General features: G+C 68.6%; 14 protein-coding genes. 7 read left to right on the top strand and 7 right to left on the bottom strand.

Going from position 1 to position 15456, the window contains the following annotated elements:
- The 4 genes from AC0NH5_RS32050 to cspE all read right to left on the bottom strand — a co-directional run bounded on the left by AC0NH5_RS32050 (position 1) and on the right by cspE (position 7280).
- Positions 1-1443: a GGDEF domain-containing protein gene (locus AC0NH5_RS32050; RefSeq protein WP_474410594.1), complete on the bottom strand. Its 1443-nt coding sequence runs from the start codon at positions 1441-1443 to the stop codon at positions 1-3.
- Between the two features lie 138 nt (positions 1444-1581).
- Positions 1582-2214 carry a maleylpyruvate isomerase N-terminal domain-containing protein gene (locus tag AC0NH5_RS32045; RefSeq protein ID WP_474410592.1) on the bottom strand — a complete coding sequence of 211 codons (633 nt, stop codon included), beginning with the start codon at positions 2212-2214 and terminating at the stop codon, positions 1582-1584.
- A gap of 129 nt (positions 2215-2343) precedes the next feature.
- Entirely contained in the window at positions 2344-6858 is a 4515-nt protein-coding gene (locus AC0NH5_RS32040) for a HAMP domain-containing protein (RefSeq protein WP_474410590.1), read from the bottom strand.
- A gap of 218 nt (positions 6859-7076) precedes the next feature.
- Positions 7077-7280, bottom strand: a complete 204-nt coding sequence (cspE, locus tag AC0NH5_RS32035; protein ID WP_474410588.1) for a transcription antiterminator/RNA stability regulator CspE — start codon at positions 7278-7280, stop codon at positions 7077-7079.
- Positions 7281-7575: 295 nt separating this feature from the next.
- Between cspE and AC0NH5_RS32030 the strand changes: the two genes are divergently transcribed.
- Both AC0NH5_RS32030 and AC0NH5_RS32025 read left to right on the top strand, forming a co-directional pair.
- Complete coding sequence (locus AC0NH5_RS32030; RefSeq protein WP_474410586.1) at positions 7576-7998, top strand: ATP-binding protein; 423 nt, start codon at positions 7576-7578, stop codon at positions 7996-7998.
- A gap of 2 nt (positions 7999-8000) precedes the next feature.
- The gene (locus AC0NH5_RS32025; protein ID WP_474410584.1) at positions 8001-8330 is read left to right on the top strand and encodes an STAS domain-containing protein; all 330 of its coding nucleotides are present in this window, start codon (positions 8001-8003) and stop codon (positions 8328-8330) included.
- Positions 8331-8405: 75 nt separating this feature from the next.
- On the opposite strand, the gene AC0NH5_RS32020 is transcribed toward AC0NH5_RS32025, so the two are convergent.
- Positions 8406-8987, bottom strand: a complete 582-nt coding sequence (locus tag AC0NH5_RS32020; RefSeq protein ID WP_474410582.1) for a hypothetical protein — start codon at positions 8985-8987, stop codon at positions 8406-8408.
- A gap of 210 nt (positions 8988-9197) precedes the next feature.
- Here AC0NH5_RS32020 and AC0NH5_RS32015 point away from each other — a divergent pair, with 210 nt between their 5' ends.
- Both AC0NH5_RS32015 and AC0NH5_RS32010 read left to right on the top strand, forming a co-directional pair.
- Positions 9198-9362 carry a hypothetical protein gene (locus AC0NH5_RS32015; RefSeq protein ID WP_474410580.1) on the top strand — a complete coding sequence of 55 codons (165 nt, stop codon included), beginning with the start codon at positions 9198-9200 and terminating at the stop codon, positions 9360-9362.
- 32 nt (positions 9363-9394) lie between these two features.
- Positions 9395-11134 (top strand): amylo-alpha-1,6-glucosidase, encoded by a 1740-nt coding sequence (locus AC0NH5_RS32010; RefSeq protein ID WP_474410579.1) that lies wholly within the window; start codon positions 9395-9397, stop codon positions 11132-11134.
- 36 nt (positions 11135-11170) lie between these two features.
- Here AC0NH5_RS32010 and AC0NH5_RS32005 read toward each other — a convergent pair whose 3' ends face one another.
- A complete protein-coding gene (locus AC0NH5_RS32005; RefSeq protein ID WP_474410577.1) occupies positions 11171-12232 on the bottom strand; it encodes a hypothetical protein in 1062 nt (353 codons plus the stop codon).
- Between the two features lie 211 nt (positions 12233-12443).
- On the opposite strand from AC0NH5_RS32005, the gene AC0NH5_RS32000 reads away from it, so the two are divergent.
- The 3 genes from AC0NH5_RS32000 (at position 12444) to AC0NH5_RS31990 (ending at position 14404) form a co-directional block, all read left to right on the top strand.
- Entirely contained in the window at positions 12444-12965 is a 522-nt protein-coding gene (locus tag AC0NH5_RS32000; protein ID WP_474410575.1) for a SigE family RNA polymerase sigma factor, read from the top strand.
- Positions 12962-13711, top strand: a complete 750-nt coding sequence (locus AC0NH5_RS31995; protein ID WP_474410573.1) for a hypothetical protein — start codon at positions 12962-12964, stop codon at positions 13709-13711. Before AC0NH5_RS32000 ends, AC0NH5_RS31995 begins: the two co-directional genes overlap by 4 nt.
- 318 nt (positions 13712-14029) lie before the next feature.
- On the top strand, positions 14030-14404 hold the full coding sequence (locus AC0NH5_RS31990; protein ID WP_474410571.1) for a BlaI/MecI/CopY family transcriptional regulator: 375 nt from the start codon (positions 14030-14032) through the stop codon (positions 14402-14404).
- A gap of 9 nt (positions 14405-14413) precedes the next feature.
- Here the strand turns inward: AC0NH5_RS31990 and AC0NH5_RS31985 are convergent, their stop codons facing one another.
- On the bottom strand, positions 14414-15340 hold the full coding sequence (locus AC0NH5_RS31985; RefSeq protein ID WP_474410569.1) for a M48 family metalloprotease: 927 nt from the start codon (positions 15338-15340) through the stop codon (positions 14414-14416).
- Between the last annotated feature and the right edge of the window lie 116 nt (positions 15341-15456).

Raw genomic sequence — 15456 nt, 5'->3', positions numbered from 1 at the left:
TCAGCCGTGGTGTACCCGGCCGCGGCCCGCGCGCTTGGCGGCGTACATGGCGGTGTCGGCGCGGCGTAGTTGCGCATTCGGATTGTCGCCCTGGGCCGCGGTTATGACACCGATGCTGGCGCCGATGAACACCGGGCGCTCGGAGAGGTCGAACGGCTGCGCCAGCTCCCGGACGATGCGTTCAGCGATGGCGCCGGCGGTAGCATCGTCGGTCCAGGGCAGGATGATCGCGAACTCGTCCCCGCCGAGGCGGGCGACCACGTCGCCGGATCGGACGACGCCCCGCAGGCGGTCAGCGACGGTGAGCAGGACGGCGTCACCGGCGTCATGACCCAGTTTGTCGTTGACCGGCTTGAAGCCGTCGAGGTCGATGTAAAGCAGTGCGGTCGGTCCCACTCCGTCGGTCAGGGACTGCTGCCAGCAGGTGTGGAAGCGGCGACGGTTGGCCAGGCCGGTCAGCTGGTCGGTGCTCGCCTGCACCTCGGTCGACCGCAGGGTGTCGGTCAGCAGCACCACCAAGCCGTGCAGGCGGGCGATGACCAGCAGGAACAGGACCACACAGCCCGACACGATCACCGGAATATTGATCTCGGTGCCGCGAAGCCACTCGATGACCAGCGCCGCGGGGGCCATCAAACTCGCCAGGGCGAGAGCGACCAGTCGCCGGATACCGATCGGTCCCTCAGCAACCGGTGGCGCCAACCGTGACATGTCGGCCATCGTCGGGTGCAGGGCCGCTGCGCCGGCGAAGGCGTACATCAGCATCCACGCCGCGTCGATCGGGTCCCCGGCGTCGTAACCCGTCGTCAGCTCCATGAATCCGTAGACCACGTCGCCGGCCAGCATGGCAGCGACGGCGGCCACGAGGAGCCGATACGCCGGCGGTTGATCCCCGCGTCCGGTGGTCAGCCGCAGCAGGACCGCCAGGAGCAGCAGGTCCGCCACGGGGTAAGCCAGAGACACCGCCCGAGCCGCAACGCTCAGATCACTGGCGTGCACGTACGGCTCCATCAGGAACACCCACGACAGCATCGCCCCGCCGGTGGCCAACACCAGCGCGTCCAGCAAGCCGGGCCGGTCCTTGCCCGGCCGGCGGGCCCGCACCAGCCCGAGCAGGGCGACCGCCAACAGCGGGTACGAACTCAGGTAGAAGGCGTCCGCGATCGACGGGAAGGCGTCGTGGCCCAGGACCGAACTCTGCACCCAGTAGATGACGTCAGCGGCGGCGAACAGCAACCAGCCGGTCGCCATGCAGTACCACGGCCAGCGCACCGCCGGCCGGTACCGCGCCACTCCCACCATGGTGGCCGCCACCGCCGAGATGCCGAGCATCCCCGTCAGGACCGTCTTGACCGGCTCCCAGGGCGCCAGGAAGCAGGCACCCATCACCAAGACGCTCAATGCGGTGAACACGAACCACGCCTGACGAACGAACCTCAGCACTTTGACTCCCGAACCAGCAGATCCTGACGGTCCGATCGGAACCGGATGCCCGGATATGAGGCTCGCTGTGGTGGCTTACGACACTTGCCGTGCGCGGGAGGGGTTACGTGGGAACGGGCCCGGCGGGACGACGTCCGCTCAGAGCGCCGCGATGATCTTCGGGGCCCTCTCTCGTCGGCTGAGCGCCCGGATCAGGGCCGCCTGACCGTGCCGGAGCGCCGCCAGGCGACCGAGCACGCCGACCACCGTGTCGAACGAGGCGGGCGGGAACGTCGGGCTGTCCGCGCCGATGCTGGCAGCCAGATCGTCGCAATGCACGACCAACTCCAGCAGCCGGGTGACGAGGTAGTCGTCGAGCGACAGGGCCCACGGTCCCCACGGCAGCTGGATCACCCGCTCCGGGGGCTCGGCCGGCAGTCGCTGTCGCAGCTGCGCCAAGGCGGTCCCCGCGGCACCGATCACCGCCGGGGCGCCGGCGGTCGCCTCCTGCTCGGCAGTGCGGCGGATGTAGGTGTTCACCTCGCTGTCGATGTCACCGTCGAGCCATGTCGACCTGGCGAAGTGCTCCCGCAGGGAGATGCACCTGTCCGCGACCGGGGCGGCCAGCACCAGTGGCACCTGAGTGATCTGGCCGGCGAGATGAGCGGTCAGACCGCCGACGCCCAGCTTCGCCAGCGCGCTCGGCCCGTCCCAGCGATCCGCCACGGCGGGATGCCGCAGGAACGCGGTCACGAGGGCAGCCGAATCGAGGTAGGCCTGTCTGACGCTCACGAGTGCCAGTGTGTAGACGGACCCGCCACGCCTCAACGCGAAAGGTCCCGCTGGGCAGTTGAAGCAAAGGAGGCCACCGGGTAACCGTGAAGCCACCCGGCAGATGGGTCGGTCAGCCGCCTTCGGTGCTTACGGCTCCTGGTCTTGAGCCAGCCAGCGCTCGATGCACGTCAACAGGTCTTCGGCGTCGACGGGTTTGGTGACATAGTCGCTGGCGCCCGAGGAAAGGCTCTTCTCACGATCGCCGTGCATGGCCTTCGCAGTGACCGCGATGATGGGCAGGCGTGCGTACCTCGGCATGGCGCGGATGGCCGCCGTGGCGGCGTAGCCGTCCATCTCCGGCATCATGACGTCCATCAGAATCAGGTCGACGTCATCGTGCTGGGACAACACCTCGATGCCCTTGCGGCCGTTCTCGGCGTAGATGACCTCCATACCGTGCAGTTCGAGAATGTTCGTCAGGGCGAAGACGTTGCGGGCGTCGTCGTCGACGACCAGCACCTTGCGGCCGGCGAGGCTTGTCGCGACCGCACTCATGCCAACTACCGTGTCGACCTGCATGGGCGGCGGCAGAACAGGACGGCCGGCCTCGGTGGACAGGTGCAGGGTGATACGTTCCCGCAACTCGTCCAAGCTCGCCAGCGACTCCAACGGCCGCATCTGCGCGAGTGCCTGCAGCAGCGTGTCGTTGCCGAGGGACGCGTGCTGGCTACGGAAGACGAGCACCGGAAGATGACGCAGTTCGGCCTCGTCGTGCAGCGCTTTGAGAAAATCGGGACCATGGTCGGCCGGCATGGCGAGGTCCAGTACGGCCGCGTGGAACGGCTGTGTCCTGAGTTCGTTGATCGCGGCGTCGGGGTCGGTCGCGGTCACCACGTCGATCCCTCCGTGCATATCGGTCAGCGCCGCTGCCGCGCCTCGGGAGATCAACGTCAGCAGCCCTTCAGCATGGCTCTCGACAACCAGCAAGCGCCGGGGCGCGGCGAGTTCCGCCGGATGCGACGGCATCGCCGGCGGATTTGAGAAGGTCTCGGTCGAGGCAGGCGGTGTGTCGGTGACCTGCTGGACCGGCATGTAAAGGGTGAAGGTGCTGCCCTCGCCGAGGGTGCTGTGGGCACTGATCTCGCCGCCGAGCAGCCAGGCGATCTCGCGGCTGATCGACAGGCCGAGCCCGGTGCCGCCGTATCGGCGGCTGGTCGTGCCGTCGGCCTGCTGGAACGCGTCGAAAATGGCCGTCAGTTGCTGTTCGGCGATACCGATTCCGGTATCGGTCACGCGGAAGGCGATCACAGTGTCGTGCTCGGCCAGGGCCGGCGACAACTCGTCCCGCCGTGCCCGTTCGATCCGCAGCCGCACGTGGCCCTCTTCGGTGAACTTGACCGCGTTGGACAGCAGGTTGCGCAGGACCTGGCGCAAGCGCTGCTCGTCGGTGAACAGTCCGGTGGGCACGTCTGCGGAGGTGGACACCTGGAAGTCCAGGCCGCGTGAGGTGGTCAGCGGACGGAACGTCGCCTCGACGTAGTCCAGGAGGTTGCGGAGCTCGAAGGCCTCCGGCGCGATGTCCATCTTGCCCGCCTCGACCTTGGACAGGTCCAGGATGTCGTTGATCAACTGCAGCAGGTCGGTGCCGGCGGAGTGGATGACGTTCGCGTACTCGACCTGCTTGGCGGAGAGGTTGCGGGTCGGGTTCTGGGCCAGCAACTGTGCCAGGATCAGCAGCGAGTTCAAGGGTGTGCGCAGCTCGTGACTCATGTTGGCGAGGAATTCCGACTTGTACTTGGAGGCCAGCGCGAGTTGCTGGGCGCGGGTCTCGAGTTCCTGACGGGCCTGCTCGATCTCGGAATTCTTGGTCTCGATGTCGCGGTTCTGCCGGGCCAGCAGGGTGGCCTTGTCCTCCAGTTCGGCGTTGGAACGCTGCAGTTCCTCGGACCGTGCCTGCAGTTCCTCCGACCGGGCCTGCAGTTCGGCGGCGAGCCGCTGGGACTCCGTGAGCAGCACATCGGTACGTGCATTGGCCACCATGGTGTTCACGTTGACGCCGATGGTCTCCATCAACTGGTCCAGGAAGTCGTGATGCACGTCGGTGAAGGCCGTCATGCCGGCGAGTTCGATGACACCGAGCGTCTGGTCCTCCACCACGATCGGCAGGACCACCACCTGCAAAGGCCGGGCCGAGCCGAGGCTGGAGGAAACGGTGAAGTAGTCGGCGGGCAGCTCGTTGACGACGATGCGGCGCTTCGCCAGGGCGGCCTGACCCACCAGTGACTCGCCGAGGGCGAAACGCCTGCCGGCCCCGATGTGCCCGTAACTGCCGACCACCCGCAGTTCTGTACCCGCGGTGGTTTCGTCGACCAGCAGGAAGGTGCCGAGTTGGGCGCCGACCAGGGGTGCCAGCTCGTTCATCACCAGGGAGGCGACCACCTCGAGGTCGCGGTGGCCCTGCATCAGGGAGGAGATACGGGCCAGGTTGGTCTTGAGCCAGTCCTGTTCCTGATTGGCCCGGGTGGTCTCGCGCAGCGACTCCACCATGAAGTTGATGTTGTCCTTGAGTTCGGCGACCTCACCCGAGGCGTCCACGGTGATCGAGCGGGTCAGGTCGCCGGTGGCCACGGCGCTGGTCACCTCGGCGATGGCGCGTACCTGCCGGGTCAGGTTGCCGGCGAGCTCGTTGACATTCTCGGTGAGCCGTTTCCACGTACCGGAAACGCCTTCCACCTCGGCCTGCCCGCCGAGGCGGCCCTCGCTGCCGACTTCGCGTGCCACGCGGGTCACCTCGGCGGCGAAGCTGGACAGCTGGTCGACCATCGTGTTGATGGTGGTCTTGAGTTCCAGAATCTCGCCGCGGGCGTCGACGTCGATCTTCTTGGTCAGGTCGCCCTGGGCGACTGCGGTGGTCACCTGCGCGATGTTGCGGACCTGGCCGGTGAGGTTGTTGGCCATCGAGTTGACATTGTCGGTCAGGTCCTTCCAGGTGCCGGCCACGTTCGGCACGCGGGCCTGGCCGCCGAGCTGACCCTCGGTGCCGACCTCGCGGGCGACCCGGGTCACCTCGTCGGCGAAGGCGCTGAGGGTGTCGACCATCGTGTTGATGGTCTGCGCCAGCACGGCGACCTCACCTTTCGCCTCAACGGTGATCTTGCGGCTCAGGTCGCCCTGGGCCACCGCCGTGGCAACCAGGGCGATCGACCGCACCTGGTTGGTCAGGTTGGTAGCCATCACGTTGACGTTGTCGGTGAGGTCCTTCCACGTGCCGCCCACGTTGAGGACACGGGCCTGCCCGCCGAGGCGTCCTTCGGTGCCCACCTCGCGGGCCACCCGGGTCACCTCGTCGGCGAACGCCGACAGCTGATCGACCATCGTGTTGATGGTCTCCTTGAGCTCGAGGATCTCACCGCGGGCGTCGACGCGGATCTTCTGGGTCAGATCGCCACGGGCCACGGCGGTGGTCACCTCGGCGATGCTGCGCACCTGCGCGGTGAGGTTGTCACCCATCACGTTGACCGACTCGGTGAGATCCTTCCACGTTCCCGAGACACCTTTGACGTCCGCCTGCCCGCCGAGGCGTCCTTCGGTGCCCACCTCGCGGGCCACCCGGGTCACCTCGTCGGCGAACGACGACAGCTGGTCCACCATCGTGTTGATGGTGCTCTTCAGCTCGAGGATCTCACCCCGGGCGTCAACAGTGATCTTCTGGGACAGGTCACCACGGGCCACCGCCGTGGCGACCTGCGCGATGGAACGCACCTGGTTGGTCAGGTTGCCGGCCATGAAGTTGACCGAGTCGGTCAGATCACGCCAGGTACCGGCCACGCCACTGACCTGGGCCTGTCCGCCGAGACGCCCGTCGGTGCCCACCTCGCGGGCCACCCGGGTCACCTCGTCGGCGAACGACGACAGCTGGTCCACCATCGTGTTGATGGTGCTCTTCAGCTCGAGGATCTCACCCCGGGCGTCAACAGTGATCTTCTGGGACAGGTCACCACGGGCCACCGCCGTGGTGACCTGGGCGATGTTACGGACCTGGTTGGTCAGGTTGCCGGCCATGAAGTTGACCGAGTCGGTCAGGTCACGCCAGGTACCCGCGACACCCGGGACCTCTGCCTGCCCGCCCAGACGCCCTTCGCTGCCGACCTCGCGGGCCACCCGGGTCACCTCGTCGGCGAACGACGACAGCTCGTCCACCATCGTGTTGATCGTGTTCTTCAGCTCCAGGATCTCACCGCGTACGTCGACGGTGATCTTCTGAGACAGATCACCACGGGCCACGGCCGTGGCGACCTGGGCGATGTCGCGGACCTGGTCGGTCAGGTTGCCGGCCATCGCGTTGACCGAGTCGGTGAGGTCCTTCCAGGTGCCGGACACGCCGGGCACGTCGGCCTGGCCGCCCAGCTGGCCCTCCGTGCCGACCTCCCGAGCCACCCGGGTGACCTCGGAGGTGAACAACGACAGCTGGTCCACCATGCCGTTGAAGACGGTGGCGATCTCGCCGAGGAGGCCTTCGCCGTCCTCGGGCAGTCGGGTACCGAAGTCACCGTCACGGACAGCGGTCAACCCGGCCAGCAACTGCCGCAATCCGGGGTCGGCTACCGCAGTGCCCGTGACCCCGCCTGATGTGTGACCGTGCACGGTCATGTCGTCGCCCACCGAGACCTCTCCGCCCTGTTCCTCACGTGACCGTCGGCACCGGGGTACGACGATCGGCGGTAAGTATGCATGGCGATCTGCGGGTGTGATCGCACAGACGGGGGGCTGTGACATACCTCTGCCCGCACGGCAGGCGGCCGGAGTTGTCGCTGGTCGAGAACCAACGCGCCGAGGGTCGGCGGCCACCGAACCAGGCGCGCCGCCGACCCGACCCTGGATCAGAGGGGGCGGATGTTCTCCGCCTGCGGGCCCTTCTGGCCCTGGGTGATGTCGAACTCCACCTTCTGGTTCTCCTCGAGGCTGCGGAAACCGCTGGATGCGATCGCAGAGAAATGGGCGAAGACGTCGGCGCCGCCGTCGTCCGGGGCGATGAAGCCGAAGCCCTTGTCAGCGTTGAACCACTTCACGGTTCCGGTAGTCATGTCTGCTCCTTTGCAGTCGTTCGAGCCCGCACCGTGCGCGACTCGTACGCCGCTGCGTTCTTACCCCCACCGGGGCCTACAGCAACAACGAAGCTCAACGATGTGTGCAAGACGCACCCCCAGGTTGCGTCGATTAGTGCGTCGATTTAGCCTGAGAGGCATCAGTCACCGAACCGAGGGCCACCGCTATGAGGCACTGGGCACAGAAGCGCGCTGCCGCCGGCGCATCCCTCGGTGCGGCCTCTTCGGTGCGCCTGTTGCCGCCATCGCCCATCGCTGAGCAACCGGACGGCCGATGACCACCCTGACTGCACAATTCGATGTACCGATCAGTCGCGAGTCACCGCGTACCACTCGCAAGGCGGTCGCCGCCGTCCTCGCTGTCTGGGGTTATACCGACGAGGACTGGGCCTCGGGCGCCGCCGTCGTCGTCAGCGAGCTGGTGACCAACGCGGTTCAGCACGGTGCGGGGTCCGTGGTCTTCAGCATCGAGGCGTACGACAGCCAGGTCGTGGTCTGCGTCGCCGACGGGTCCTCGGTCGTTCCGCGCCGCAGAGAGCCCGACGGGCGCGGCGGCCGCGGGCTGATGCTGGTTGATGCGCTGACGCGGCATTGGCACGTCGAGCCACACCAAGGCGGCAAACGCGTCCGGGCAGAGCTGCTGCTCTATCCGGACCTCGAGGACGTGGCCACCCAGACCGGCACCGGTAGGGAGTAACCGTGAAGATCGCTTCTCACCATGCCGATGGGGTGGCCCGGCTCAGCCTCACCGGCGAGCTGGACATGTCCACCACTCCTCACCTGGCCGAGCAGGTGAGCACCGCCTTGCGGACCACGGAGCCCCGGACTCTCATCATCGATGCGAAGAACCTGGCCTTCTGTGACTCGTCGGGCATCCGGGCACTCGTGAACGCATATGAGGAAGCCACCCGGCGCGGCATGTCGTTCCACCTCATGAACGTCCAAGGCATCCCGCTCATGACACTGCAGATAACCGGCGTCCTCGAGCTGCTGACCGGCGCTCCGGCGACCGGCTCGGAGATCAGATGATCGTCGGCGGTCCACAGCCGGAACGCACGCGCGCAGGGGCCACCTCTGGTCAGGGAGGCCCGTGCGCGGCACCGGTCAGCAGACTTTGATGGAGCCGACCCAGTTCCACGGTGCGACGTTGTCCTCGGAAGGGGCGCCGGGAGTGCCGTACCGGATCACCCCGGCCTTGTCCCGCATATATGTGACCGTGTTCTTGGACTGGTTGTTCTTCCACGAACCGTCGTACGTCAGGCGGTTGCGGTAGTCGGCGCAGGAGGACCGCTGTTCCACCATGCCCTGGAAGTTGATGTTGCTGTACTGACAGAAGTTGAGACGCGGACAGGGTTCCGCCATGAGTCTGCCCGCAGCGGTCCGGCTGGCCGGCGCGTCCAGGTTGCGGGCGTAGATCTCGCCGGGCAGCGGGAGCAACACCGTCGCGCCGGGCCGCTCGATCCGGTTGAGCGCCACCTGGGTGCCGCCGGCCCGTGCGATCTCGGCAGTCACCGCCGACTGCAACTCACGGGCCTCGGCGCTGGACAACCCGACGCTGCGCGCCTGCGCCGAGAACGTGCCCGCACCGGGTGCCGCGCCGGCCGCGGCGGTCGTCCCCAGGACCATGCCGCAGGTCGCCGCCAGCGCGACGACCGCCTGCTTCCATCCGGCCGTTCTTCGAGTCATGACCGACCTCCTTGTCGATGTACCGAACCCGCCCGACGTTAGGGACATATGTCGCTGATGCGGCGCGGTTGGCCACAAACGGCCACCGAGAACCGGTCGCAAGACGCAGCGCGGAGGCGCGCCCGTAGACGCGGCGGGCCGGCTCGTCAGCGCTTCGGGAGCGCAGCCCACGACCTGACCAGGACGCGGAACAGCCGGTGAGCGAGAACCGTGACGTTTCCAGCGGCGCTGTCGACGAGCATCGGCGCCGGCGCCTTCCTGCGTGCGCTGACCCACCAGCCCGGCAGCCGGCTGCTCGCATCGGGCTGGGCGAGCTCGGAACCCGACCGGATCAACGACTTCGCGGTGGCCCGGTACCGGATCGAGCGGGACTAGGGTCAGGCATGCAGAAAGCAGGACCACCACCCATGACCGTTGCACCCTTCGCGATCCGGGAGATCCCGTTCAGCTACCGCGGCTCCTGGTTCGACATCTCCTCGGTGATCGCCGAGAAGAACTACGCGGAGGATCTGCACCTGGTTTCCCACCAGACCGGCATGCACCCGGTGCTGCGCTTCGAAGCCCGCCACGGCGGCGTTCGCGCCGAACCGGCCGTCGTCGCCACTCCGGCCATGCTGTCCTGGCGGCACGAGGGCGGCACGATCGAGCTGGTCTACCAGAACGCCGACACGATCCGGTTGCGCGGCACCGGCCTGGGCCTCCGGATCGCCGCGGCGGCCCACGCCCTCACCCCGTTCGCCGGCATCTACCTCTACCGCGACCCGGCCGACGGCGCCCACGTCTTCACCTCCTACGGGACCGGCCGCCGCTACCGGATCACCGTTCTCACCGGCGAGCCGGTCAGCGCCCGCGGCGTGGAACTCCTCGGCGCCGGCGACCGCCACCTGGATCTGCCCCAGGAATCCGGGTGGGAGATCGCCATCGAGGAATATGCGACCGCGCGCCCCTCGTTCCGCGCCGGCATCCCGTTCGATCAGGTCGCCGCGGAGGCCCGGACGGCGTTCGGCTCGTTCGTCGACGCGGTCGCACCGTGGCGCAGCCCGGCGACGCCGGCCGCCGAACTCGCCGCCTACGTCATGTGGTCGGCCACTGTGGCGCCCGGCGGCTTCCTGGCCCGCCCCGCCGTGCTCATGTCCAAGCACTGGATGGACAAGGTGTGGAGCTGGGATCACTGCTTCAACGCGATCGCTCTCGCCGCGGGCGATCCCGAGCTGGCCTGGCACCAGTTCATGCTGCCCTTCGACCATCAGGACCCGACCGGCGCGCTACCCGACTCGGTGACCCACTCCGAGGTCCTCTACAACTTCGTCAAACCGCCCATCCACGGCTGGGCGTTCCGCCACCTGCGGCGGCTGCTGCCGCAACCGCTCCATCACGATCAACTGCTGGAGGCGTACGACCGGATGAGCCGGTGGACGCGCTTCTGGCTCGACCAGCGCCGGGTGCCCGGCCACGATCTGCCCTACTACCAGCACGGCAACGACAGCGGCTGGGACAACGCCACCACGTTCGACAACGGACGCGTACTGCAGACCGCCGACCTCGCCGCGTTCCTCGTCATCCAGATGACCGAACTGGCCGGTCTCGCCACCGAACTCGGCGAGACCGGGGACGCCGAGCACTGGAAGACCACCGCGCACGCTGTCAACAGCGCGATGCTCGGCCGGCTGTGGAGCGGCACCCGGTTCCTCGCCCGCCGCCCGGCTGACGGCGGGGCCGTCAGCAGCACCAGCCTGCTCGACCTGATGCCCATCGCACTCGGCTCCGGACTGCCGGAGGACATCCGCGAAAAGATCACCGCCGACCTGCGTACGCATCTCACCGGCAACGGCCTGGCCACCGAACCGGTCGACTCCCCGCACTACGACCCGGACGGCTACTGGCGCGGTCCGATCTGGGCGCCGTCGACCGTCCTGATCGAGGACGGCCTGCGCCGAGGCGGCCACGAGGTTCTCGCCGACGCGATCAGCGAACGCTTCCGGGTCTTGTGTGAGAAGTCGGGCTTCGCCGAGAACTTCGACGCCGAGACCGGCGCCGGCCTTCGCGACCGCGCCTACACGTGGACCGCGAGCAGCTACCTCATCCTGGCCGAGGCCCACGAGTATCGCCGCGCCGGCACGAGCGCCGGAGGACCACGCCCGGCGTGATCCGTCACGACGCCGCACCGATCGGCATCGTTTTGCCTATCCGTGCCCGGCGCCCACGCGCGCCAGGGGTGTTGTCCGGCTGAAACGGACCGGGGAGACGCGCAGCGGAGGAAGCCGGCGAACCAACTCCGCGGTCCGCGGGTTCGAGCCGTAAACGAGCAGGGTGAGGAAGATGCCGTACACCGGGAGGTGGCCCAGCAACTCAGTCTGGCCGAAGAGCAGCAGCGTCGCGTTGAACGGGACACCGGCGACCAGCACAGCCACCTGCGGCAGCGCACCCGAGATGACGAGCAGGCCGAACAGCAGCTCGGTGGCGCCGGCGACAGCGACGAACGTGTCCGCCGGGAGATGGATCCCCACCGCGTGAAAGACGTCGAGCTGCGGAAACAGCCGCACAGTCTCCCGGGCGAGCGCCGGGTTGGCGAGCTTCTCCGCGAAGGCCAGAGTGATGAGCGCGCCACCGGCGCCCAGCCGCAGGGCCAGCAGCCCCCGGCGCAACGCCGCCGCGTCCGGCTCGACCCGCCCGAACGCCGTGTCCGACGGCGGCACGAACGCGAGGAACACTGCTACGCCCAGCAGATCCATGGCCGACAACAAGCCGACCGGCCCGGTCATCAACAGCGCCAGCGGACCGGTCACCGCCAGCAGGATCGCAGCCGGCCGAAGCCGGACACCGGAGATGAACCAGATGCCCAGCGCCCCTTCGACGAGCAGCAGAACCGGGCCCACCCCGACGGTGCCGGCGTCCAGGTCGCGGGTGAGGAAGTGGCCGGACACAGCCGCGGCCAGCAACGACACGCCGAGGTGGATGCCGAGCAGCCGAGGGACGTACGGGACGAGATCACCGACCCGGCTCAGGACGCGCAACTCGGGCGCCGGCAGGAACCGCACCGCGACGAGCCGCCACACCACCGTCACGGCCACGACCGCCAGGATCAGCGTGAGCGTCACCGGCCGGATCACGAAGGACCAGTCCGTGGGGAACGAGCCCGGCTCCGGGACGAACCACTTCTCATGCGCGGAGGCCGGCGCCGGCCGGAGCAGGACAGCACCCGCGACAGCGAGCGCTACTCCCCACCGTCGGATCACGTTCACCATCACAGTCACTCCTTCGCCCTTGCACGCCCCGTTCGGGCGTCCTGGAGCAGTTTGCGATCATCGATTCGGTCTGGGCAGAGAGCTAGGGCCCGCTCACTCAGGACCAAAGTCCCGCCCGGGTCCCGCGGACGCGTCAAGATTCGTCGTGGGGAGCGCAACCGAACAGAGGCTTCGCTCGTCTTGGTGCTCATGAAACGGACAGAGGCTTCGTATGAAACGCGGTGACGACGACTTCGTCGCGTTCGCGCAGGCGAACTCGGCGCGTCTGCAACGCGCGGCGTACCTGCTGACCGGCGATCGGCATCAGGCGGAGGAGGCGGCCCAGGCGACCCTGGTCCGGGTGTACGCCGCGTGGGGCCGGGTCCAGCGCACGGATCCCTACGCGTACGCCCGCGCGGTGCTCACCAATCTGGTCACCGACCAGTGGCGCCGCCCGATGCGGGAGTACGCGACCGAGACCATGCCGGAACCGCCCGCCGCGCAGGATGTCGCCGACGTCGTGTCGAGGCGGCGCTGGCTGATCAGCGCGTTGCAATCGCTGTCGCCCCGGGAGCGGGCGGTGGTCGTGCTGCGGCACTTCTTCGATGCGAGCGAGGCGGAGGTGGCCCGCGAACTCGATCTGTCGGCGGGCACCGTGAAGAGCCTCAACTCGCGAGCCCTGGCAAAACTTCGCATCACGGCCGGCTCCGTGCCGCCGTTGCGCCTGGAGACGGAAGCAGGAGTACGACTGTGACGCAGCTGGACGAACTGAAGGACGCGATGCACTCGCCGCCGGACTTCGAACCCGCTCCCCTGGACATCGCGCACGTGCTGACCGCCGGCGGCCGGATGCGCCGTCGTCGCAGCTTCGCTGTCGGCGGCGCGTCCGCGCTCACGGTGGCCGCTCTGCTTGTCGGCGGCAGCCAGCTGGGGGACCTGAGCCGTCCGGCAGGCGGGATCCCGGCGGCCGGCCAGTCACCGGGCACCGCAGGCTCACCGGGGCCGATGCCGTCGGCTGACAACTCGTCGGCGCCCGGCATCCTCGGCAAGGTCGTCGAAACCGGTCAGCGGGTCGGTGGCCGTCAATGGATCATCTATGTCGAGACGACCGACCCGGACGATCTGGACAACACTCTCACGCTGGTCCTCGGGCACACGAAGACCGTCACCATCGACGACTTCCGCATCGAGATCGTCGCCGGCGACCAAGGCGCGGGCCGGATGAAGCCGGGTTTCCATGCAGTCGAGGCGGGGCGGCTGCTCGACGGCCGTACCACGCCCACGTTCGGCTACTACGTCGGCGACGCTGCCAGGATCACCGCTCGCAACACCGCCACCGGCACGATCGTCGAAGCGCACCGGACGGCGTGGACGGGCTTCGGCAAGGCGGACAAGATGCAGATCTTCTGGTTCGACTTCGCGCAGGGACAGACACCCGCGAACCTGACCGACCTCACCGCGTACGACCGGAACGGCGCCGAGTTGCCCGCCGGCGGCTGACGCGGCTGACCTCCCGGGACACCTCGCGTATCCCGGGAGGTCACTGCGGCCGTGATCAGAAATAGTCGGCCCAGCCCGGCCACGAACGCACCACCAGTGGTGCTGAAGGGCTCGGGCGGGGCCACAGGCGCAGCCGGAAATGCTGCGCGGTGTCGGATCCGGCGGGCCACCCTGCAGAGCGACCGGCGTCCGGTGGGTGTCGGCCGCGGGCGAGAGCACGACAAGGACGTCGTTCACCGCCGCGACGCGCGCGGGCGGGACACTCCCCCTTGTACAGATCCCTGCGGCCACCGTGGCGGCGATCGTTATGCTGCCCGGGTGCCGCCCGAAGACGAGAACATCGCGCGCCGGCCGGCTGGTGCGCTCGAATCGGAGGTGCTCCGCGTTCTCGTCGCCGCGGCCGAGCCACTCACCCCGCGGGCGGTCCGCGACCGGCTGACGTCTCCGCTGTCGTACAGCACCGTGGTGACGATCCTGACCCGGATGTACGACAAGGGCATGGCGGCGCGTTACCGGGACGGACGCGCGTTCCGGTATGCGCCGCTCACCGATGAGGCCGCGGTGGCCGCCGACCGGATGAGTGCCGCGCTGGGCGCCGGCACGGACCGGGCCTCGGTGTTGCGCCGGTTCGTCGCGGGGCTGCAACCGGGCGACGAGGAGCTGCTGCGCCGGCTGCTCAGCGACGACGACTGACGACGGGCCCTACACCTGGGCCGCGTTGAGCAGCTCACCCAGGTCGTACACGCACTCGGCGGTCCACACCACCGAGAACGCCGCGACTGCGGCCGGAACGACCAGCGGTAGCAGCGAGCGGGCGCGGCGTGGCGCGATCAGTGAAGCCACCCGCCGCGGCACCGCGCCGGCCCGGCGCAGGTCTCGCGGCGACGGCGTCATACGCAGGCTGCCACCGCTGTAGGCGCCGTTCGACACCAGCGCCGCGGCGCCGATGGCGTGGGCGACCACGCGCCGGTCGGCGAGTTCGGCCGCGGCACGCTCGTCCGCGGCACGCTCGATCAGATAGTCGAGCGGGCGCACGAGCAGGCGGAAGACCGGGTGGACGGCAACCGACAGCCGGGTCAGCAGCACCAGGCGATGGTGGCGCCCGTCCAGGTGGGCCCGTTCGTGCGCGAGCAGCGCGGAGTACTGGGCGTCGTCGAGGGCGGCGCGCATCCCGGTGGTGACCACGATCCGGGCGTCGGGGCCGGGGACGGCGAAGGCTTCGGCGCGGTCGTCGTCGAGGACGACGATCCGCCCGTCGACGGTCGGTAGCGCGGTGTAGCGGCGGGCGAAGTCCCAGTCCCGGCGATGGGTGCGCCACACCCGGGCGGCGCCGGCCACGCCGATGAGCAGCATGCCGAGCGACAGCCAGGACACCCATGGCTCGTGGGCGGTGTCGGCCCGCACATACGCGTCGGAGATGTGCAGCAGCGTGCCGAGGACCGGCAGCTCCGCGAAGGCCTTGAGCGCGAACGTGAGCAGGGTGACCAGGCAGGCGACCGCGGTTGCCACCAGCGAGGTGACGAGAAGGATCGCGGCGCACTCGGGTCGCAGCCGGTCGGCGAGCCAGCGGATCGCCACCGTCACGACGACGGGGCAGACCACCACCGACCAGATGAAGTGATCGAACACCGCCGCCCCTTCCCGGCAAAACCGCAGTCTCGCACACCGTGGGGACCCTGGACAGTTAGGCAAGGCATCCCTAATCTACAGTCTGTAGAAGCAAGGTAAGGCAACCATAAGAAACG

It is taken from the genome of Actinoplanes sp. 13, from assembly GCF_056134165.1.
This window is presented reverse-complemented; position numbering and strand designations above follow the sequence as displayed.